This window comes from Agrobacterium tumefaciens str. B6 (assembly GCF_001541315.1).
Lineage (GTDB): Bacteria > Pseudomonadota > Alphaproteobacteria > Rhizobiales > Rhizobiaceae > Agrobacterium > Agrobacterium radiobacter.
Genome location: NZ_LMVK01000023.1, coordinates 296,483 through 316,939, shown reverse-complemented (window position 1 = coordinate 316,939; position 20,457 = coordinate 296,483). Strand labels below are relative to the sequence as shown.

Sequence of the window (20,457 nt, the reverse complement as noted above, 5' to 3'; positions counted from 1 at the left end):
TTGGGCTCAACGCAACTCTCTGCCAAACTGGCGGCTGCATACGCAACAATCTGCTTCCGCTGATGGCAATTGCGGTGCGCCGACCGGGCAAAGGCTTTCTATGATCAATTCATTCCGGCACGGCCGATCCCCAAGCAAGGATGACGACGATATGACCATCTTCCGCCCGAAATACATCTCCTTTGATTGCTACGGCACGCTGATCAATTTCCAGATGGCAGAGGCCGCCCGTGATCTCTATGGCGATCGCCTGGATGAAGCGCAGATGCAGCAGTTCATCAAGAATTTTGCGGCCTACCGTCTTGATGAGATTATGGGCGACTGGAAGCCCTATGCTCAGGTGGTCCACAATTCGCTTTCGCGCAGCTGCAAGCGCAATGGTGTCGCTTTCAAGGATGAAGATTCCACCTTCGTTTACGAGCGCGTTCCGACCTGGGGGCCGCATGCCGATGTTCCGGCCGGCCTCGCGAAGGTTGCGAAGGAAATTCCCCTCGTCATCCTGTCCAACGCCATGAATTCGCAGATCATGTCGAATGTCGAAAAGCTCGGCGCACCCTTCCATGCGGTCTATACCGCCGAGCAGGCACAGGCTTACAAGCCGCGTTTCAAGGCCTTCGAATATATGTTTGACATGCTCGGCTGCGGTCCGGAAGATATGCTGCATGTTTCCTCCTCGTTCCGTTACGATCTGATGTCGGCCCACGATCTCGGCATCAAGAACAAGGTCTGGGTCAATCGCGGCCACGAGCCCGCCAATCCCTATTATGGTTATGTCGAGATATCAGATATTTCCGGCCTGGCAGGCGTGGTTGGATTGTAAGGAAAGGTCGGGACCATGAAGTTCGTCTCCTATTGGCACGATACCGCGCCGCAATTTTCAGGTGCCGCGCAAGGTCCCGTCGAAGGTCATTATGATGTCGCCGTCATCGGCGGCGGCTTCACCGGTCTCGGGGCCGCGCGCCAGCTGGCCAAGGCGGGCGCGCGGGTGGTCGTTCTCGAAGGGGAGCGGGTCGGTTGGGGCGCCTCTGGCCGCAATGGCGGGCACCTCAACAATGGCCTTGCCCATTCCTATCTCTCCGCCAAGGCGGAACTGGGCAAGGAACGCGCGATCGCCCTCTACAAGGCGCTGGACGATTCAGTCGACACGCTGGAAGCACTGATCGCGGAGGAGGGGATTGATTGCAATTTCCGCCGTTCCGGCAAGCTGAAGCTCGCTTCCAAGCCGCAGCATTTCGAAGGTCTGGCAAGGAATTTCGAGGCGTTGCATGCCGAGGTTGATCCGGATACGGCGCTTCTGTCGGCTGCCGATCTCAAGGCGGAAATCGGCTCGCCCTTTTATGGCGCCATGCTCTCGAAGAAGAGCGCGATGATGCATATGGGCCGCTATGTGGCCGGCCTTGCCGAAGCCGCCAGCCGCCATGGCGCGGTGATCTTCGAAAAAGCGGCGGTGACGAAACACATCCAGAACGGCAAGCTCCATGAGCTGGAGACCGTCCGCGGTAAGGTCACGGCCAACAATGTGCTTGTTGCTACCGGGGCTTACACACCCTCCGGCTTCGGTTATTTCCGCCGCCGCATCATCGCGGTCGGCAGTTTCATCATCGCCACGCGGCCGCTGACGGATGCCGAAATCAAGGCTTCGGTTCCCGGCAGCCGCACCTATGTCAACTCCATGAATATTGGCAATTATTTCCGGCTCTCGCCTGACAACCGGCTGATCTTTGGTGGCCGCGCCCGTTTTTCCGCAACTTCGGATCAGCGTTCGGACTCCAAAAGCGGTGCGATCCTGACGGAAAGCCTGCATCGCATTTTCCCGCAGCTTGCCCATGTGCCGATCGATTATTGCTGGGGCGGACTGGTTGACATGACCAAGGATCGTTATCCGCGCGCAGGTTTCCATGACGGCGTCTGGTACGCCATGGGCTATTCCGGCCACGGTGCGCAGCTTTCCACCCATCTCGGCATGATCATGGCCGACGCCATTCTCGGGCGGCCGGACAACAATCCGCTGAAGGGGCTGGACTGGCCGGCGGTGCCGGGTCATTTCGGCAAGCCCTGGTTCCTGCCGCTGGTGGGATTCTATTATAAGATGCTGGATAAGATTCAGTAGAAGGGCTGTTAGTTCTTCCGTCATGCCGGACTTGATCCGGCATCCAGCCACAACGCGGTGAAAGAATTTCTTGCGATCAATGACTTGATCGCACTGAATCCGGACTGTGTCCGGGGTGACGGCGTGTAAATGCTGCCGCTTTTTCAATCCCACGCTTCAAAAAAGAAGGGCCGCAGAGCGGCCCTTTAGGCGGGGATGAGAAAAAGGCTCAAGCGAGCCCACCGATATGGAAGGTCTTGATCTCCAGATATTCCTCGATACCGACCTGCGCGCCCTCGCGGCCGAGGCCGGATTGCTTGACGCCGCCGAAGGGGGCGACTTCGGTGGAGATGAGGCCGGTATTGAGGCCGACCATGCCGAATTCCAGCGCTTCGCCCACACGCCAGGCGCGCTTGAGGCTCTCGGTATAGAAATAGGCGGCGAGGCCGAAGGGCGTGCCATTGGCGATGGCGAGTGCTTCTTCTTCCGTCTCGAAGCGGAAGAGCGGCGCGACGGGCCCGAAGGTCTCTTCGCTTGCCAGAAGCATGCCGGTCGTGGCGTCCGTCAGCACCACCGGTGCCGTATATTGCGGACCTTCCGGCAGATTGCGCGGCTTGGTGATGATCGTCGCGCCCTTCGAAATAGCGTCGTCGATATGGGCGCGGATCTTGGCGATGGCCGGCTCGTTGATCATCGGGCCGATGGAGACCCCCGCTTCCGTGCCGGGGCCGACCCGCATGGCATCGACGCGATCCGCCAGTTTTTTCGCGAAGGCGTCGTAAACACCAGACTGGACGAGAATGCGGTTGGCGCAGACGCAGGTCTGGCCGCCATTGCGGAATTTCGAAATGAGGGCGCCTTCAATGGCGAGATCGAGATCGGCATCGTCGAAAACGATGAAGGGCGCATTGCCGCCCAGTTCCAGCGACAGTCGCTTTATGCTGTCGGCGGCGCCACGCATCAAAAGCGAACCGACGCGGGTGGAGCCGGTGAAGGAAATCTTGCGAACCGTCTCGTTGGCCATGATTTCGTTGCCGATTTCCGTCGGCATACCGGTGACGATGTTGATGACACCTGCGGGAATGCCGGCTCGTTCGGCGAGTACGCCGAGCGCCAGGGCGGAATAGGGTGTGAATTCCGATGGCTTGATGACCACGGTGCAGCCGGCCGCGAGTGCGGGCGCGACCTTGCGGGTGATCATGGCGTTCGGGAAGTTCCATGGCGTGATGATGCCGCAAACGCCGACAGGCTCCTTCAGCCCCACGATGCGCCGGTCCGGCGTCGGTGACGGAATGGTGCCGCCGCCGATGCGACGCGCCTCTTCTGCAAACCATTTGACGAAGGATGCGCCATAGCGGATTTCGCCCTTTGCCTCCTCGAGCGGCTTGCCCTGTTCCGTGGTCAGGATCAGGCCGAGATCGTCTATATGCTCGATCATCAGCGCGAACCATTTTTCGAGAAGTGCCGCACGCCCCGCATGGGTCTTCTTCTTCCACGGGCTGAAGGCGGCGTTGGCTGCCTCGATGGCCGCGCGCGTTTCCGCGCTCCCCATATCGGGAACGGTGCCGATCACGGCCTGTGTCGCGGGATCGATGACATCGACCGCCTTGCCCGACGCTGCCGTCTTCCATGCGCCGCCGATCAAGCCCGTCTGGCGAAAGAGTTCTTTGTCCTTCAAGCCCTGCATCATAATTCTCCGAAATCAGTCGAGTGCCGCAAGAATCGCGGCGGTGATGGCGTCTGTCTTGTCCTTACCCGGCACCGTGCCGATACCCCGGCCGGTCGCCGTTTCCAGCGCCGTCATGATGCGCACTGCTGCATCTTTTTCGCCGAGATGCTCGAGCATCATCGCGCCGGACCAGATGGCGGCAATGGGGTTGGCTATGCCGAGATGGGCGATATCGGGGGCCGAACCATGCACCGGCTCGAACATGGAAGGCGCGCTGCGGTCAGGGTTGATATTGGCGGAAGCGGCAAAACCAAGACCGCCCTGAATGGCCGCGCCGAGATCGGTCAGAATGTCGCCGAAGAGGTTGGAGGCGACCACGACATCAAGGCTTTCCGGGGCCATCACCATGCGTGCCGCCATGGCGTCGATGTGATAGCTGGAAACTTCGACATCGGGATATTCGGCAGCGAGCTTGTGTGTCACCTCATCCCAGAAGACCATCGAATATTTCTGGGCATTGGACTTGGTAATGGAAGCGAGCTTGCCGCGACGCTTCTGCGCCTGCTCGAAGCCGAAACGCAGGATACGCTCCACGCCCTTGCGGGTGAAGATCGAGGTTTCGACCGCAACTTCATCATCGGTGCCCTGATGCACGCGGCCGCCCGCGCCGGAATATTCGCCTTCCGTGTTTTCGCGGATGCAGAGAATGTCGAATCCATCGGCCTTCAAAGGTCCCTGCACGCCGGGCAGAAGCCGGTGAGGGCGGATATTGGCATATTGCACGAAGGCCTTGCGGATCGGCAGCAGCAGGCCGTGCAGCGAGACTGAGTCCGGCACTTCCGCCGGCCAGCCGACTGCGCCGAGCAGAATGGCATCGAAGCCGCGCAGGGTTTCGATACCGTCCTTCGGCATCATCGCGCCGGTTTCCTTGTAGAAGGCGCAGGACCAGGGGAATTCCGTGCCTTCAAGTGCAAAACCGGAGGTTTGGGCGGCGGCGTTGAGCACCTGCCAGGCGGCATCAGTTACGCTTTTGCCGATGCCGTCTCCGGGAATGAGTGCGATGCGATGCGTTTTCAAGAGAATTCCCCTGTTACAGTCCAATCAGGACGCTTTTGCTCTTGCGGTTGGCGAGATAGGCCTCCCGTCCGAGATCCTTGCCGATGCCGGAGCGCTTGTAACCGCCTGTCGGCAATATGTGGTCGCGGGAGCGGCCGTAACGGTTGACCCAGATCGTTCCGGCCTGAATGGCGCGCGACAGACGCAAGACACGCGAGACATCACGGCTGAAAAGACCCGCCGCCAGACCGTAAGTCGGATGATCGGAAAGCGCCAGAGCCTCTTCTTCCGTCCGGAAGGTCTGCAGCGTCAGCACCGGTCCGAAGATTTCCTCGGTGACGGCGGGAGATGTCTGGTCGACATTGGCGATCAGCGTCGGTTGGTAGAAATAGCCGGGGCCGTCCATGTTCGCGCCGCCCGTCAGGCATTCGCCGCCATGGGCGACGGCCGCCTGAACGATGCCGTCGATGCGCTTGCGCTGCACTTCGGAGATAATAGGCGAATATTGCGACGCCTCGTCCCATGTCGGGCCGGGCTTCACCGCCTTCATGCGGGCGATGATCGCGGCGGAAAGGGCATCTGCCGCACTTTCTTCAACTATAATGCGGGAGCCGGCCACGCAGGCCTGCCCGGCATTGGAGAGAATATTGCCGGCAATGGCCGCCGCCGCTTTTTCGATATCGGCATCGGCAAAGACCAGTTGCGGGCTCTTGCCGCCGAGCTCCAGCGTCATGGGCTTGATGCCGGTGCGGGCGATATTGGCCATGATGGCGGCGCCCGCGGCTGTGGAGCCGGTGAAGCTGACCTTGGAAATATCAGGGTGCCCGGTGATGGCATTGCCCGTCACAGGCCCGTCACCCAGTACGATATTGATGAGACCGGCGGGGAGCCCGGCCTTGATCGCCAGCTGTGCCATGAAAATGCTGGAGAAGGGCGTCATTTCCGAGGGTTTCAGCACCACGGCATTGCCGGCGGCAAGCGCCGGGCCGAGCTTCCAGCCGGCCATGGACACGGGAAAGTTCCACGGCGTGATGGCGCCGACGACACCATAGGGCTCTGTCATGATCATGCCGAGGCTTGCATCGTCGGTCGGCACCAGATCGCCGCCTTCCTTGTCGGCAAATTCGGCGAAGAAGCGGATTTGCTCGGCGGTGACGGCGATATCACCGGCAATCAGCTGGCCCACGGGCCGTGTCGAGGAGAGCGCTTCGATTTTTGCCAGCGTCTCGGCTTCCTGTTCGATCAGGTCGGCCCAGCGCTGCAAGACCTTTGTACGCTCACGCGGGCGCACGCCGCCCCAGTTGCTGCTCTTCAACGCAGCCTTGGCAGTCTGCACCGCTTCATCGACCAGCGCTGCATCCGCCTTGGGACAACCGGCATATCCAACGCCATCGGATGGGCGGTGCATGTCGATGCCGTTTGCCGCCGTAATCAGCCGGTCGCCGATGAAGTGGCCGATCGGCAGGGACAAGCTGTCTGGATCGAAGCTGAGCGTCATGTGGAATCCTTTCTGGATATGCCCCAACGCTAATCCCTGACGGCAAGCAGCATCGACCGACTGCGGCGTGGGCGGTGAATGAAAATCCTGTTTTGCCACCGGCAGACAGCGCAATCTTCGGCGGCGAAGGCAGGCCGCCGGTCAAACGCCGTAGCGTGCACTTATCCGGTCGAAAATCCCGGCCATCCGCTCGCAAAGAGGCCGGGGATCGTCGCCTTCGTTTTCGACTGCTTCAAACACCCGGTGTTTCAGGAAGAAACGCCATCCCACGGGCGATTTTTGCAGAAATTGAGTCAACAGGTCATAACGTTCCCGGGTCCAGACCGCCTCGAAGGCGAGCCGCTCCGGTCCATAACTGATGATATCGTCCGTCTTTCGGCGCGGTGTGGAGCGCAGGGCGGCCGTCGCTTCTTCATCGATCTCATCGCCGATGAGCGCGACCCCGTAGTGTCTTGCAGCATTTTCTGCCGACACTGCGCCGCGCCGCACATCGCGAAGCACGGCCTGTTGCGGGCGGGTGAAGGGGTCGCCGTAACCGCCCGCTCCCGGTCCGATGACACGAATGACATCACCCGGGCCGCAATGGACGATATCGGTATTGCCGAGCGAGATTTCGCCCTCCGTATCGGGATTGCGGAGAAAGCGGGAAATCAGCCCCGGGCCCGCACCATTGACGCCCCAGCTTGCCATCAGCGAGCGATTGCGGTTGCGTGCCGTGACCACCGTTTCCGGCGAGGATATTTCAAACTCCATGATGGCCGAAAGCCCGCCGCGAAAATGGCCTGCCCCGCCGGTATCGCGTTGCAACCCATAACGACGGAAGAGGATCGGCACCTCCGCTTCGCTGATTTCGATCGGCGTGTTGCGCAGAAAGCCGGTGGCGCCGCCCGCGCCGTCGCTGCCGTCGCAGAAGGGCGTACCGCCGCCACCGCCGCCAACCGGGCCGATGGAGGCCATGACCGGGCGGCCGCTCCGGTCGCTGGTCTTGATGTTCATGATGGCGTTTCCGCCGGGGGAGGCCGCGGGAATAAGCTCGGGCAGGGCCTTTGCGAAAGCGCCGATGGTGACGATCTGGGTCATGGCGCAGGTGAGTGAGCGCATGCCGACAGCGGCCGGGCGTTGACAATTGACGATCGTGCCTTCCGGCAGCACGGCCCGTACCGGGCGCAGGGTCCCGGCGTTCAGAAGCAGGCTGTTATCGAGCGTATAAAGCACATAGGTCAGGCCGACCATGACGAGTGAATGTCGCTCGCGACCGCCGGTTGGCATATTCAGCGACGAGCCGAGCTGCGGATCGCTGCCGGTATAGTCGAGAACCGCCTCGCCGCCGCGGATTTTCAGCGTCAGCGCCACGCGGCATGGCCGGCCGCCAACGGAATCCTCGTCGGCATAGTCGGCAAAGAAGTAATCGCCATCGGGAACCCTGGTGAGGATTTGCCGGGTCTGCTCTTCCGCATAGTCGAAAATCTGGCGCACACCGTCCAGAAAATCATCAAAGCCGAAACGGGCAACGATCTCCTGCATCTTGCGTTCGCCGATGTTGACGGAGGCGATCTGGGCGTGGAGGTCGCCGATATTCTGTTCCGGCATGCGGACATTGGCCTTCATCATGTCGATGATGAAGGGGTCGAGCCTGCCTTTGCGAACGAGCTTGACCGGCGGGATGCGCAGGCCTTCCTGCTCGATTTCGGAAAGCGAGCGGGACAATGAGGCGGGAACCGCGCCGCCGACATCGGTATTGTGGATGTGCCCGACCACGAAACAGGCGATTTTGCCCTCGTGGAAGACCGGTTTCCAGATGTGGATATCCGGCGAGTGGGTGGCGACGAAACCGCTATAGGGATCGTTGGTGATGCAGATATCGCCGTCTTCATACTCCTCGAACATGGAAATCAGCGGCGCGTAATCGATGCCGCTATACCAGGGCGCGCCGAATTGCCGGGGATTGGCGAAGGCAAGCCCCTCGCGCGTCACCACCTGGCAGGAAAAATCCTCGGTTTCCTTGACGAAGGCGGAATGGGCGGTGCGCATCAGCGTAAAGGCCATGGCGTCGGCGGCGGCCGAACAGAAATTGGCAAGCACCTTGAGATTGCGGCGATCGATGGCCATGTATCAAAACTCCCTCTTGGTAATGACGAGATTGCCGAAACGATCCACATGGACGGAGAAGTCGGGCGGCACCACGGTTGTGGTGTCGTCCTGAAGGATGATGGCGGGACCATCGAAATCGTGTCCGGCCGCCAGATCGGCACGATGATAGATAGCCATGTCGTGTTCCGTGCCACCAAACCAGCCTTTCGCGTGGAAGCGCGGTTTAGCGGGACCGGTGGCCATGCCTGTCTCCCGAAGAGGGGGCTTCGGTGTTTGGCCGGAAACGACGAGCCTGAGGTTGACCATTTGTGCGGCCGCCCGTTCATCGGAATGGCCATAAAGACGGGCATGTTCTTCGTGGAAAGCCTTGTTGATCGCGCCGGCGTCGCCTCTGCCCAGCCATTCCGGCTGCAGCGTGGTGTCGATTTCGTAGGACTGGCCGCGATAGCGCATGTCGGCGGAAAGCCGCATGTCGCAATCACCGTTAAAACCCTGTTCCTTCAGCCAGTTGCGGCCGGTCTCCTGCATTTCGGCGAGAAGGGGGGCGAGATCAGAGGCCGCCCTGTCGTCCACCTCGCAATAGGTGGTGCGGATGAAATCATTCTTGAGATCGGCAATCAGGCCGCCGAGCGCGGAAACGACACCGGGGGTGGGCGGCACCACCACACCTTTCATATCCAGTTCGCGGGCAAGGAAACAGGCGAGCATCGCGCCCGCGCCGCCGAAAGCGAAGAGGTGAAATTCGCGCGGGTCGATGGCGAAGCGGGAGGTCAGGGCGTTCACCTCCGCATACATGCCCGAGACGGCGATATCGACGATGTTGCCGGCGAGCGCCTCGACGGAAAGGCCGAGTTTTTCGGCAAGCGGCAAGAGGGCGGCGCGCGCTGCGGCGTGATCGACGGTCACTGCGCCATAACCGAGCGGCATGTGGCCGATGAGATTGGCGGCCGCCATGGCGTCCGTGATTGTCGGGCGGTCGCCGCCGCGTCCGTAACAGGCAGGCCCCGGCGTCGAACCGGCACTTTCCGGTCCGACCTGCAACAGGCCGAGACTATCCACCCACGCGACCGAGCCGCCGCCCTGGCCAACGGAACTGACGGAAACGGAGGGAACATGAATCTGGAAATCGCCGATCAGCTCACCGACCCCATATTGGGCCTCGCCATCAAGGATAACGGCCACATCGGCGCTGGTGCCGCCAATGTCCAGGCTCATCACCCGCTCAAAGCCGCTGGCCTTCGCCAGATAACCCGCGCCGATGACGCCGGAGGCGGTGCCCGACAGGATCATCTGCACACATTCGCGCCGCGCCTGATCGATGCCCATGACGCCGCCATTGGTCTTGGTGATGAGCAGCGGGCAGGCAATGCCTTGCCTGCGCAGCACCGTTTCAAAACGATCGAGGTAATGTGCGACGCGCGGCTGGACATAACCACTGATGACGGCGGTGACTGTGCGCTCATATTCGCGGATGATCGGCCATGTCTCGGCAGAGGAGACCACTGGCAATTGCGGTGCGATGCGCTCGATCATCGCCTTCACGGCCCGTTCGTTTTCGGGGTTACGGTAGGAATGCAGGAAGGCGAGAACGATGCCGTCGCAACCGGCTGCAATTGCTCCGGCGACAGCCTTCGCCACATTCTCTTCGTTCGGCGTGAGCTTTATCTCGCCGGTCGCCAACATACGCTCGGCTATGCCGAAAACCCGTTCACGCGGGATGAGCGGTTCCGGCCGCACGGAATAGAGATTGTGGATCTGCGGGATTTTCAGGCGTGCAACATCAAGCACGTCCTCGAAGTTTTCCGTGGTGAACAGGGCGACGTTCTGGCCGTTGCGCTGGATCACCGTGTTGACGCCGACGGTGGTTCCATGGGTGAAATAGGAAACGTCCTTCGCTTCTATGCCGTCGCGCTTTTTCAGCGTATCGAGCGCGAGAAGGATTTCTTCTCCCGGCGCATCGGGGCGGGAAAACACCTTCAGGGTGGAAAGCGAGCCGGTCCCATCGTCGAACACGGCAAAATCCGTAAATGACCCGCCCACATCAACGCCAATGCGATATCCCATCTCTTCCGTCTCCTTTTCCAGTCCTGATGATGCTGTCATCGGGACCGGAAAAGGGCCAAGCATTTATGGGATAAGGGTCATAGCTCCAGGTTATGATGATGGCCGACATGACGTGCAAGTCAGGCTGATCAGCCTTCGCCGGGTTTTGGCACCGTCATGTAATATTCGGGATGCGGTGCGGCGCGATAGCCGGCCTTTTCATAGACGCCATGGGCGTCGCGGGTCGCGAGCATCCAGCTTGATACCGTTGAGAGCTCCGGATGCCTGCGTATCTCGGTGGCGATCCAGGAAGCAAGGCCGCGACCGCGATGATCCTCCACCGTGAAGACATCGCGCAGATAGCCGAAAACGGCATAGTCCGTCACCAGACGGGCGAAGGCGGCCATGGAACCATCGGGGGCGTAGACGCCGACCGGCAGCGAATGCGAAAGCGCCCGCTTCAGCCGGTCGGCGGTCATTCCCTGCGCCCAGTAGGAATCGCGGGCGAGAAAACCATGGACCAGATCGAAATCCACACGCGTCGGATCGGTGCTCAGCACGTAGCCGTCGCGGGTGATTTCGAAAATGGCCGGTTCCCAGTTCATCCGTTCACCGTAACATAGATCTTGCGGACGGTTTCAATGGTTTTCCATACGCCGACGAAGCCCGGCTTCATGACGAAACTGTCGCCCGCCGTATAACGCAGCGGTGCGCCGCCTTCCGGCGTGATTTCGATGACGCCTTCGAGAATATGGCAGAATTCGAAGGTTTCGCCCTTGATCGAACGGCTTTCGCCCGGCGTCGCTTCCCAGATGCCGGTGTGGACGGTGCCGTTGCGGGCTTCGTCCAGCGGCCAGGTTTTGAAGGACGGATCGCCGGAGATGAGGCGTTCCGGCAGGGCCTTGGAAGCTTTCGGTTCGAAGGCGGGATGGGTGTCGATGGTCTTGAGAAGCGGCATGGGTGTCCTTTCCTGGAACGGTATGATCAATATCCGCGGTTGCGGTCGACGAGGCCGAGCGGCTCGAGGCCGGACTGGTATCGTTTGATGTTTTCGACAACGGTGCGTGCTGCCGAATGCGGCTGGGTGACGCTGGCGATATGCGGCGTCAGAAGAATTTTCGGATGGGTCCAGAAACGATGCTCTTCCGGCAGCGGTTCGGGTTCGGTGACGTCGATCACCGCGCCCGAGAGCCCGCCATTATCCAGCGCATCGACGAGGGCGTCGTGGTCGAGTTGTTTGCCGCGCCCGGCGTGAACGAGGCCAGCGCCTTCCGGAAGCATTGCCAGACGTTCGCCGTTCAGAAGCCCCACGGTCTCTTCGGTCAGCGGCAGCAGGCAGACGAGAATATCGCTTGTCGAGAGGATGGCGGCCAATCCGGCTTCGCCGTGATGGCAGGTGACGCCGTCGATCGCGCGCGGGGAACGGCTCCAGCCGGAAAGTGGAAAACCGAAGGGTTTCAGCCGCTCCAGCGCCGCAACACCCAGCATGCCGAGGCCGAGAACGCCCACGCGGCACTCTTCCGCCTGACGTTGCGGCAAAGCCTTCCAGAGTTGCTGGCGCTGCTGTTTTAAATAGACCGGCAGGTTGCGGTGAAGCGCCAGCACGCCAAGGCTTACATATTCCTGCATCATGCGGATGATGCCTTCATCCACCATGCGCACGACCTTCACATGCGCAGGGACCGCATCGATGTGGAACTGATCGACACCCGCACCGATGGAAAACAGGATTTCGAGATTGCGGTAGCGGCCGATATCATCAGGCACGGTCCAGGTGATGAGGTATCGAACCGCATCGGCATCAACGCTGTCGGCATCCATCGAGAAGGGCAGCTCCGGCAAGCCGCGGGCCAGGGCCTGCCGGAAAATCTCGCCGCGCTTCGCGTCGGAATTGAAGAAAAACGTCATCTGATATCCGTGGTTCCGAAGGTTTAAACCGTGCAGCGGTTCGCCAGTGTTTCCAGCATTGACTGGCAGGCCGAAAGTTCGCCGGCCGTTATGAATTCGTCCGGCTTGTGGGCGCGGCCGATATCGCCCGGACCACAGATGATGGCGTCGATGCCGGCCGCCTGAAAAAGCCCGGCCTCCGTGCCGTAGCTGACGGCGGCGATGCAGGGCGCGCCGGTCAATTCCTCCAGAAGCTTCACGAGCGGCGCATCGGCGGCGAGGGACATCGCCGGATAATCGCTCATCGGTGCCCATTCTATGTCGATGCCCTCAGCGGCGAGCGCTTCGACGCCGTCACGCACCGGCTGGAGCAGGGCGAGCGGCGACACACCGGCAATTGCTCGTGCTTCCAGTTCGATGGCGCAGAGATCGGGAATGATGTTGATCGCCTGTCCGCCTTTCACCGTGCCGATCTGCAGGGAAGAATAGGGGGGCTCGAATGTCGCCTCGAAGGGGCCTTGCGTCAGGGCCTGTGCGGTCTCGACAGCCTTCGCCATGATGCCGGTGATCAAATGGATGGCGTTCACGCCCTGATCCGGCCGCGAGGAATGGCCGGAGCGGCCGCGAATGGTGATGCGTGCAGCGGCCTTGCCCTTGTGGGCGCGCACGGCACGCAGATTGCTCGGTTCGCCGATGATCGCGCCCGCCGGTTTTGCGCATAGTTCCGGCAATCGGGCAATGAGGTGCGGGACGCCGCGGCAGCCCGCCTCCTCGTCATAGGAAAAGGCAATATGAACGGGGCGATTCAGCGCCATGCGCGAAAATGCCGGTGCCGCGGCGAGAACCGTGGCCAGAAATCCCTTCATGTCGGTGGTTCCGCGTCCGTAAAGACGCTCGCCTTCCGCTCTCAGGGTGAAGGGATCGGAGGACCATTCCGGCTCACCGGCAGGCACCACATCCATATGGCCGGACAGGATGTATCCGCTGGTATCTGTCGGCCCGAAGCTGGCGAAGAGATTGGCGCGGTCGCCCTCGGGACCGGCAAGCAGCGATACTTTCGCGCCGTGACTATCCAGATAATCGGCGATCCACCCGGCGATATCGCCATTGGCGGTTCCGACGACCGATGGGAAGCCGACAAGACGCTCCAGAATTTCGATTGCGTTCATGGCTGTCTCCGCCGCTTCAACGTCGAAAAGCTTAGAGCGGCCGGCGGCGTTTATCTGCTGAAATAGGGGTGTTTTCGGTAGATTGTTGTGTCTTTCCAGCGCTTTCGGAAAATTCCTGCCGGCAAGGCTGGTTATCTTCGGATGTCGTGGGCTGGGCTGCCGGGATCAAGGTTCCGCGCCGGAGGGAATGAGAGCCGTTTGTCATGGAGCTGCTCAAGGTCGATAGTTTCGAGTTGCGAACCGTGGATATCGCCGATGTGGAGGCCGATCATCTGCATGCCCTCTCCATGGCTGTCGGATGGCGATACCACGCGAATGAATGGTGTTTCCTGCGTCAATGTGGCATCGGCCTTGCCGCGCTTGACGAAATCGACCGCGTTGTCGCAACCGCCATGCTGTTTCCTTATGATGAAGGTTTCGCGACGGTCGGTATGGTCATCGTTTCCCCGCGCTTGCAGGGACAGGGCGTCGCACCGTGGCTGGTGGGGCAACTCATGGCAGATTACCCTGACGCTGCACTGCGGCTGAACGCCACGGAAGCGTCGCGGCGGCTTTTTGCCCGGCTGGGTTTTGTGGAAGATACGGAAAAAGTACATCTCCTTCGCGGCAAGGCGCGCTGCCCTGCCGAGATGCCGACGCTCGGAAGAAAACAGAGGATCGAGCCGCTTTCGGAGGACCATTTGTCCGCTGTTGCGGATCTGGATCAGGCGGCTTTCGGTGTCTCGCGCCAGCGCGTCCTGCAGCGTCTCCTGCGGGAAAATAAGGGTTATGGCCTGTTCGAGGCGGATCGTCTCGTGGCCTTTGCATTGCGGCGCGCAGCGGGGCGGGGCCATATTGTCGGCCCGGTCGTTGCGGGTGAGGAAACGCAGGCCATTGCGCTGGTCAGGCGGCATTTTTCCGATCTGGACGATCAGCTCGTCCGTCTCGATGCCGTGCGTGACAGTGGTCTTCTGACCGACTTTCTGACGCAATCCGGCCTAGTGGTGATCGAAACGCTTACCACCATGTCGAAAAATGCGCCGCAACCGGCCGGCTCTGGTCCCGCAATGATTTTCGCCCTGGCTGGCCCGTCTTTGTGCTGAGGTGCGGCACTATCGCAATTGACGCCCCGCCCGTTGCCCCTTATGTGAGAAAGCGACGGTTCCTGCAGCCGAAAGGCGAAGGGATTAATAGGGAACATGGTGCGGGCGATCTTTTTCGCCCAATGCCGTGGCTGCCCCCGCAACTGTAAGCGGATTGTCGTTCATCCCAGTGACGCTTCAAGGCGTCATGCCACTGTATTCTCTGGAATGCGGGAAGGCAGATGAGTGACGCAAATCCGTGAGCCAGGAGACCTGCCGTCAAAATATGAACCATCGTTACGGGCGGGGAAGCCCGGAGGAGGAGATTGTAATGTTATTTCATAACATTTGGTTTGCGTCCCGTCGTCGTTCTCCGTACAAGACGTCCCGCTGTTGCTGCGCGTTCTGACGCCTGCTGCTCTGGAATAAGTTTTACTTTCGACTGGAGAACACATGTTTCATTCTAGACGCCTGCCGGTCCATGCCGGCTTTCTGGCCGCCGCGTTTGCGGTTTTGCCTCTTGCCAACGCTAACGCTGCCGAAACCACTTACCCCCTGACGATCAACAGCTGCGGTCAGGAGATCACCTTCAAACAGGCTCCCGCCCGCACCGTATCCGTCGGCCAGAGCACGACCGAGGTTCTTTATCTGCTCGGGGTTGCTGACAAGGTGGTCGGCACGGCGCTGTGGATCGGCCCGGTTCTGAAGGGCTACGAGGAGGCCAATGCCAAGGTCGAGCGACTGGCCGATAATGATCCGAGCTTTGAGGCGGTTGTCGGCAAGAGGCCTGACCTCGTGACGACGCAGTTCCAGTGGCAGATCGGCCCTGAAGGCGTCGTCGGAACGCCGGCGCAATTCGCCGAACTCGGCATTCCCGTCTATACCTCGCCTGCCGATTGCATCGGCAAGGATAATTCCGGCGGTGGCGACGGCGTGCGCAACACCGGCTTCACCATGGATCTGATCTATCAGGAAATCCGCGATCTCGCCAAAATCTTCAACGTGCAGGATCGCGGCGAGGAAGTCGTTGCCGATCTGAAGAAGCGTGAGGAAGCCGCCCGCACCAAGATCGCCTCGGCAAATGGCAAGCTTTCCGCCGTCTTCTGGTTCTCCAGCGCCGAGCTGGATATCGACCCCTATGTGGCCGGCCGCAACGGCGCGCCCGGTTACATCATGTCCGCACTGGGCTTAAAGAATGTCATCGAAAGCGATGAGGAATGGCCGACCGTCGGTTGGGAAACCATCGCCAAGGCAAATCCGTCCGTCATCGTCGCCGGCAAGATGGACCGCCGTCGCTTCCCGGCTGACGATGTCGCCGTCAAGCTGAAGTTCCTCGCCAGCGATCCCGTGGCCAGCATCATGCCCGCCGTCAAGCAAGGTCATGTCTTCGAGATGGATGCGCAGGCGATGAACCCGACCATTCGCACCATTGAAGGCATCGAAACGCTGGCTGAAGCGATTTCGGCTGCCGGCCTCGCCAAGTGAACGGTCTTTCCGTCCATTTCGGCAGGGTGGGACTGGCTTTCGCCGCGCTCGCCCTGCTGCTCGTCGCGCTGATGGCTGGAGCGGCCATCGGCGAGACCGCCATTCCTTTTGACGTCGTGGCGAAAACTATCGCCAACCGTGTTTTCCATGCGGGTTATCCGCTGGAGCCGCTGGATGAGGGCATTGTCTGGAGTTACCGTCTCAGCCGCGCCGTTGTCGCCGCCTGCTGCGGGGCTTCGCTGGCGCTCGCCGGGGCGGTGCTGCAATCGCTTCTGCGCAACCCGCTTGCCGATCCCTATATTCTCGGCATTTCCGCCGGCGCCTCCACCGGCGCCGTCGCGGTCGCGCTTCTGGGTTTCGGCGCCGGGTTTCTGACGATGCCGGCCGGTGCGCTCATCGGTGCTTTTGTGGCCTTTTCTCTGGTCAGCCTTCTCGCCGTGCGCGCGGGACATGGCAACAGCGCCATCATTCTGGCGGGCGTGGCCGGGTCGCAGCTGTTCAATGCCATGACCTCTTTCATCGTCACCAAATCCGCCAATGCGGAACAGGCGCGCGGCATCATGTTCTGGCTGCTCGGCAACCTCTCGGGCGTGCGCTGGCCGGATGTCTGGCTGGCGCTGCCGGTCAGCCTTGCGGGTCTTGCTGTGTGTCTCTGGTATGCCCGGGCGCTGGATGCCTTTGCCTTCGGCGGTCAAGCCGCCGCTTCACTCGGTATCCCGGTGCGGTGGGTCTATGCGGTGCTGATCTCGGTTTCGGCAATCATGACGGCCGCGATGGTGTCGCTGGTCGGCTCCATCGGTTTCGTCGGGCTCGTCATTCCCCATGCCGCGCGCATCTTCGTCGGCGTTCGCCATGGCATCTTGCTGCCGGTGACGGCACTGACCGGTGCGGTTTTCATGATAGTCGCGGATATTCTCTCGCGCATCGTCATTCCGGGGCAGGTGCTGCCCATCGGCGTCATCACCGCGCTGGTCGGCGCGCCCGCCTTCGCCTTCATCCTGGGGCAAAAGAGGGCGCGGTCATGAAGTTATCCGCCCACGGCCTGCATTTCCATGCCGGCAATATCGATATCGTGCGCGGCGTTTCGCTCAATGTCGGTTCCGGGGAGTTTCTGGGCATCATCGGCCCGAATGGTTCCGGCAAGAGCACGCTGCTTTCCATGCTGGCGGGAATTCGCAAACCACGCCGGGGGCACGTTACGCTTGGCGAGGAGCCGCTTGCCTCGCTGGGACGCCGCGACCTTGCCCGCCGGCTCGCCTTCGTGGAGCAACAGGCTGAAACGACAGAGCGCATCACCGCACGGCAGGCCGTGGAGCTTGGGCGCACGCCCTATCTCGGGCCGCTTTCCGCCTGGTCACAGAATGACGACGCCATTGTTGATGCGGCACTTGCCAATGTCGACATGGCCGACAAGGCGGAGCGCAACTGGCATCATCTTTCCGGCGGCGAACGCCAGCGTCTGCATATCGCGCGCGCATTGACGCAGGAGCCACATATCCTGCTTCTGGACGAACCGACCAATCACCTCGACATAGGCCATCAGATCGGCCTGCTCGATCTGGTGCGCCGGCAGGGCCTGACCGTCGTTGCGGCGCTGCACGATCTCAATCACGCTGCTATGTTCTGCGACCGCGTCGCCATCATGCATCGGGGTGAGATGATCGCGGTCGGCCCGCCGCGGGACGTTCTGACACCGGCGACAATAGCCGAGGTTTTCGGAGTCAAATGTGTCGTCACCACGGACGAGGGCGGCTTTTCCCATATTCGTTTTCTGCCGGCCCATGGGCGGGCCGAGCACCCAAGGAAAGTATTGGCACGATGATGATGTTGACGATGCTCGCAAACGCCGCTGCAAAGACCAGACTGTTTTGCGCCGCTGCCGCAATTGCCGTGACGGTCACGGGCTTTCCGCTTCAGGCTTCAGCCGAGACCTTCGAGGTGAAAATGCTGAACCGGGGCGAAAAGGGCCCGATGGTATTCGAGCCCGATTTTCTCGAAATCGCGCCCGGCGACCGCGTACGCTTTGTGCCCACTCACAAGAGCCACAATGCCGCGACCATCGATGGCATGGTTCCGGAAGGTGTCGAAGGGTTCAAAAGCCGGATCAATGACGAGTTCGAGACCGGGTTCGAAAAGCCGGGCTTTTACGGCATAAAATGCTCGCCGCATTACGGCATGGGCATGGTCATGCTGATCAAGGTGGGCGATGCGACCCTGCCGCAGAGCTACAGGACGGTGGACGTGCCGGGTCGCGCCAAACCACGGTTCGACGATCTTTTCGAGCAGGCGGAAAAATAAAGCGATGTCGGAGGCCCAGCTGCGGCGGTTGATGCCGCCTCAGCTTTTGCCAGTAACATCCGGCTTCACCGCACATACCGCATAACGATGCTGCAGCCCGCGCAGGACGCCTTTTAGAAGGCTGAAGTTTTTCGCCTGGGCGCGGTGAATGGCCTGAAGTTCCTGATCGATCGCGACAGGTTCGAAACCGGTCGTGCGTAACAGCGCCGCGACATCGCCGGCCCTTGCGCCCTTCGAAAAATAGACCCGCGAGAGGATGCTGTTGAAGGTATTTTCCGGGTCCGCCGGCTTGTGCGGCTGGTCCGGTTTAATGAGGCCGATGTTTTCGAGGCTGGCCGCCAGTTTCTTCACCAGCTTTTCGCGCCAGCCGGTATTCACGAAATCGCCGTCAACGATCAGAAGCCGCCCGCCGGGTTTCAAGACACGGAACCATTCGGCAAAACTCGCCTGTGGGTCCACCAGCGTCCAGACCAGATGACGGGTGATGATGACGTCGGCGCTTTCATCCGGCTCCATGGTGTTTTCGGCATCGCCGACGAAAAAGCGGATGTTGCGTCCACGGCTTTTCGCTTTTTCCCGGGCAAGGGCCAGCATCGTTTCCGACCAATCCATGCCGGTAACCTGAAAACCGAGATCGTCCATCAGGTGTGAGATGACGCCGGTGCCGCTGGCGAGATCAAGCGCCTTGCGGCCCTCTCCGCGGCCCAGATGTTTCAGGATAAGCGCGTGCCAGGCTGCACGCTCGTCTTCGGAGAAAATTTCATGCCCGGGCGAAAGGTCGAAAGTCGCGGCGCGGCCGGACCAATAGGATTTGATTTCGTCTCTCAGACTGTCGTTTTTGCCGTATTGGATGGTATCGATCATCGGTGTTCAACTCATGTACCGGTCAGTTAAGAATGGCTCTAAAACATAAATGTTGACTAGTACAGTCAGAAAATAATACAGCCGCGCCAGTCAACACTGGAGAGCAATATCCGATGCGCATCTCAGCCAAATCTGCGGCACTTGCCCTTGGCCTTCTCGTATCCGCTGCATGGCCGGCATTCGCCGAAAAGGTCACCGTCAAGGATGTGACGGGCCGCGATGTCGAGGTCAATGTGCCCGTATCGCACGTCATCCTCGGCGAAGGTCGCCAGATTTATTTCCTGGCTGCGCTCGACAAGGAAAACCCTTTCCAGCACGTCGTTGGTTGGCGCGACGATCTGGCGAAAGCTGATCCGGAAACCTATGCCGCCTATCTCGCCAAATATCCCGAGGTTGCCAAGCTGCCGACTTTCGGCGGCATGAAGGACGGCACCTTCGACATCGAGCAGGCCGTTTCGCTGAAGCCTGACGTGATCCTGATGAATATCGACGCCAAGACGGCGACCGAAGAAGCAGGCTATATCGAAAAGCTCGCCAAGGTCGGCATTCCGCTGGTTTACGTCGATTTCCGCGAAAAGCCGATGGAAAATACCGAGCCGAGCATGCGCCTCATGGGCCAGCTGACCGGCAAGGAAAAGATCGCCGAGGACTTCATCAAGTTCCGCGCCGACTCCATCGCCAAGGTCACCGATACGCTTGAAAAGGCCAATCCGAAGAAGCCTGTCGTGTTCATGGAGCGCGCCGGCGGTTACTCCGACGATTGCTGCATGTCTTTCGGCAACGAGAATTTCGGCAAGATGGTCGAGCTTGCCGGCGGCATCAACATGGCCAAGGACATCATTCCCGGCACCTTCGGCAACGTCAATCCGGAACAGATCATCGCCTCCAATCCGGAGCAGGTCATCATCACCGGCGGCAACTGGAACGGTTATGTGCCGGGCGGCAACTGGGTCGGCGTCGGTTATGGTGCGGATCTGAAGGAAGCCCATCGCAAGCTTGAAAACCTGACCAAGCGCCCGGCTTTCACCGGTGTGCAGGCGGTGAAGGACGGCAATGTCCACGCCATCTGGCATCAGTTCTACAACAATCCCTATCAGTTCGTGGCCATTCAGGAAATCGCCAAGTGGCTGCATCCCGACCTCTTTAAGGATCTGGACCCCGAGGCGACCTTCAAGGAGCTGCATGCCCGCTTCCTGCCGCTCGACTACAAGCCCGGCTACTTCGTTTCGCTGAAGGACGCCAAGTAA

The 20,457-nt window shown here is 60.7% G+C and carries 18 protein-coding genes and 1 riboswitch; of the genes, 8 read left to right on the top strand and 10 right to left on the bottom strand.

Annotated elements, in window-relative coordinates; genetic code table 11:
- The first annotated feature begins 151 nt into the window (after positions 1–151).
- On the top strand, positions 152–820 hold the full coding sequence (locus ASB65_RS17515) for a haloacid dehalogenase type II (RefSeq protein WP_060724984.1): 669 nt from the start codon (positions 152–154) through the stop codon (positions 818–820).
- Positions 821–835: 15 nt separating this feature from the next.
- Positions 836–2,110 (top strand): NAD(P)/FAD-dependent oxidoreductase, encoded by a 1,275-nt coding sequence (locus ASB65_RS17510; RefSeq protein WP_060724840.1) that lies wholly within the window; start codon positions 836–838, stop codon positions 2,108–2,110.
- 208 nt (positions 2,111–2,318) lie between these two features.
- Here the strand turns inward: ASB65_RS17510 and ASB65_RS17505 are convergent, their stop codons facing one another.
- The 9 genes from ASB65_RS17505 to argE all read right to left on the bottom strand — a co-directional run bounded on the left by ASB65_RS17505 (position 2,319) and on the right by argE (position 13,502).
- Positions 2,319–3,776: an NAD-dependent succinate-semialdehyde dehydrogenase gene (locus tag ASB65_RS17505; RefSeq protein ID WP_060724839.1), complete on the bottom strand. Its 1,458-nt coding sequence runs from the start codon at positions 3,774–3,776 to the stop codon at positions 2,319–2,321.
- A gap of 15 nt (positions 3,777–3,791) precedes the next feature.
- Positions 3,792–4,835, bottom strand: coding sequence for a tartrate dehydrogenase (locus tag ASB65_RS17500; RefSeq protein ID WP_003506836.1), 1,044 nt, complete (start codon positions 4,833–4,835; stop codon positions 3,792–3,794).
- Between the two features lie 13 nt (positions 4,836–4,848).
- A complete protein-coding gene (locus ASB65_RS17495) occupies positions 4,849–6,312 on the bottom strand; it encodes an aldehyde dehydrogenase family protein (RefSeq protein WP_003506835.1) in 1,464 nt (487 codons plus the stop codon).
- Positions 6,313–6,453: 141 nt separating this feature from the next.
- Positions 6,454–8,421 (bottom strand): hydantoinase B/oxoprolinase family protein, encoded by a 1,968-nt coding sequence (locus tag ASB65_RS17490; protein WP_060724838.1) that lies wholly within the window; start codon positions 8,419–8,421, stop codon positions 6,454–6,456.
- Positions 8,422–8,424: 3 nt separating this feature from the next.
- On the bottom strand, positions 8,425–10,467 hold the full coding sequence (locus ASB65_RS17485) for a hydantoinase/oxoprolinase family protein (RefSeq protein ID WP_060724837.1): 2,043 nt from the start codon (positions 10,465–10,467) through the stop codon (positions 8,425–8,427).
- A gap of 128 nt (positions 10,468–10,595) precedes the next feature.
- Entirely contained in the window at positions 10,596–11,051 is a 456-nt protein-coding gene (locus ASB65_RS17480; protein ID WP_003506828.1) for a GNAT family N-acetyltransferase, read from the bottom strand.
- The gene (locus ASB65_RS17475; RefSeq protein ID WP_003524651.1) at positions 11,048–11,404 is read right to left on the bottom strand and encodes a cupin domain-containing protein; all 357 of its coding nucleotides are present in this window, start codon (positions 11,402–11,404) and stop codon (positions 11,048–11,050) included. The genes ASB65_RS17480 and ASB65_RS17475 overlap by 4 nt, the downstream gene beginning before the upstream one ends.
- 26 nt (positions 11,405–11,430) lie before the next feature.
- Positions 11,431–12,354, bottom strand: coding sequence for a 2-hydroxyacid dehydrogenase (locus ASB65_RS17470; RefSeq protein ID WP_060724836.1), 924 nt, complete (start codon positions 12,352–12,354; stop codon positions 11,431–11,433).
- Positions 12,355–12,377: 23 nt separating this feature from the next.
- Entirely contained in the window at positions 12,378–13,502 is a 1,125-nt protein-coding gene (gene argE, locus ASB65_RS17465) for an acetylornithine deacetylase (RefSeq protein WP_060724835.1), read from the bottom strand.
- A 203-nt stretch (positions 13,503–13,705) separates the two neighbouring features.
- Here argE and ASB65_RS17460 point away from each other — a divergent pair, with 203 nt between their 5' ends.
- The 5 genes from ASB65_RS17460 to ASB65_RS17440 all read left to right on the top strand — a co-directional run bounded on the left by ASB65_RS17460 (position 13,706) and on the right by ASB65_RS17440 (position 18,346).
- Positions 13,706–14,584: a GNAT family N-acetyltransferase gene (locus ASB65_RS17460; RefSeq protein ID WP_060724834.1), complete on the top strand. Its 879-nt coding sequence runs from the start codon at positions 13,706–13,708 to the stop codon at positions 14,582–14,584.
- A gap of 39 nt (positions 14,585–14,623) precedes the next feature.
- Positions 14,624–14,859: riboswitch (cobalamin riboswitch) on the top strand.
- A gap of 157 nt (positions 14,860–15,016) precedes the next feature.
- Positions 15,017–16,048, top strand: a complete 1,032-nt coding sequence (locus ASB65_RS17455; RefSeq protein ID WP_003506818.1) for an ABC transporter substrate-binding protein — start codon at positions 15,017–15,019, stop codon at positions 16,046–16,048.
- Entirely contained in the window at positions 16,045–17,073 is a 1,029-nt protein-coding gene (locus ASB65_RS17450; RefSeq protein WP_003506816.1) for a FecCD family ABC transporter permease, read from the top strand. Before ASB65_RS17455 ends, ASB65_RS17450 begins: the two co-directional genes overlap by 4 nt.
- Positions 17,070–17,870 (top strand): ABC transporter ATP-binding protein, encoded by an 801-nt coding sequence (locus tag ASB65_RS17445; protein ID WP_003506813.1) that lies wholly within the window; start codon positions 17,070–17,072, stop codon positions 17,868–17,870. Before ASB65_RS17450 ends, ASB65_RS17445 begins: the two co-directional genes overlap by 4 nt.
- Positions 17,867–18,346, top strand: coding sequence for a pseudoazurin (locus ASB65_RS17440; protein WP_060724833.1), 480 nt, complete (start codon positions 17,867–17,869; stop codon positions 18,344–18,346). Before ASB65_RS17445 ends, ASB65_RS17440 begins: the two co-directional genes overlap by 4 nt.
- 39 nt (positions 18,347–18,385) lie before the next feature.
- Here ASB65_RS17440 and ASB65_RS17435 read toward each other — a convergent pair whose 3' ends face one another.
- Positions 18,386–19,210, bottom strand: a complete 825-nt coding sequence (locus ASB65_RS17435) for a class I SAM-dependent methyltransferase (RefSeq protein WP_060724832.1) — start codon at positions 19,208–19,210, stop codon at positions 18,386–18,388.
- A 113-nt stretch (positions 19,211–19,323) separates the two neighbouring features.
- On the opposite strand from ASB65_RS17435, the gene ASB65_RS17430 reads away from it, so the two are divergent.
- The gene (locus ASB65_RS17430; RefSeq protein WP_003506807.1) at positions 19,324–20,457 is read left to right on the top strand and encodes an ABC transporter substrate-binding protein; all 1,134 of its coding nucleotides are present in this window, start codon (positions 19,324–19,326) and stop codon (positions 20,455–20,457) included.

Bases quoted from the DNA above. Each gene is read 5' to 3' on its own strand.
- ASB65_RS17435 (WP_060724832.1), bottom strand. From the start codon at position 19,210: ATGATCGATACCATCCAATACGGCAAAAACGACAGTCTGAGAGACGAA.
- ASB65_RS17470 (WP_060724836.1), bottom strand. From the start codon at position 12,354: ATGACGTTTTTCTTCAATTCCGACGCGAAGCGCGGCGAGATTTTCCGG.
- ASB65_RS17490 (WP_060724838.1), bottom strand. From the start codon at position 8,421: ATGGCCATCGATCGCCGCAATCTCAAGGTGCTTGCCAATTTCTGTTCG.
- argE (WP_060724835.1), bottom strand. From the start codon at position 13,502: ATGAACGCAATCGAAATTCTGGAGCGTCTTGTCGGCTTCCCATCGGTC.
- ASB65_RS17445 (WP_003506813.1), top strand. From the start codon at position 17,070: ATGAAGTTATCCGCCCACGGCCTGCATTTCCATGCCGGCAATATCGAT.
- ASB65_RS17515 (WP_060724984.1), top strand. From the start codon at position 152: ATGACCATCTTCCGCCCGAAATACATCTCCTTTGATTGCTACGGCACG.
- ASB65_RS17485 (WP_060724837.1), bottom strand. From the start codon at position 10,467: ATGGGATATCGCATTGGCGTTGATGTGGGCGGGTCATTTACGGATTTT.
- ASB65_RS17480 (WP_003506828.1), bottom strand. From the start codon at position 11,051: ATGAACTGGGAACCGGCCATTTTCGAAATCACCCGCGACGGCTACGTG.
- ASB65_RS17460 (WP_060724834.1), top strand. From the start codon at position 13,706: ATGGAGCTGCTCAAGGTCGATAGTTTCGAGTTGCGAACCGTGGATATC.
- ASB65_RS17495 (WP_003506835.1), bottom strand. From the start codon at position 6,312: ATGACGCTCAGCTTCGATCCAGACAGCTTGTCCCTGCCGATCGGCCAC.
- ASB65_RS17455 (WP_003506818.1), top strand. From the start codon at position 15,017: ATGTTTCATTCTAGACGCCTGCCGGTCCATGCCGGCTTTCTGGCCGCC.
- ASB65_RS17475 (WP_003524651.1), bottom strand. From the start codon at position 11,404: ATGCCGCTTCTCAAGACCATCGACACCCATCCCGCCTTCGAACCGAAA.
- ASB65_RS17440 (WP_060724833.1), top strand. From the start codon at position 17,867: ATGATGATGTTGACGATGCTCGCAAACGCCGCTGCAAAGACCAGACTG.
- ASB65_RS17505 (WP_060724839.1), bottom strand. From the start codon at position 3,776: ATGCAGGGCTTGAAGGACAAAGAACTCTTTCGCCAGACGGGCTTGATC.
- ASB65_RS17430 (WP_003506807.1), top strand. From the start codon at position 19,324: ATGCGCATCTCAGCCAAATCTGCGGCACTTGCCCTTGGCCTTCTCGTA.
- ASB65_RS17510 (WP_060724840.1), top strand. From the start codon at position 836: ATGAAGTTCGTCTCCTATTGGCACGATACCGCGCCGCAATTTTCAGGT.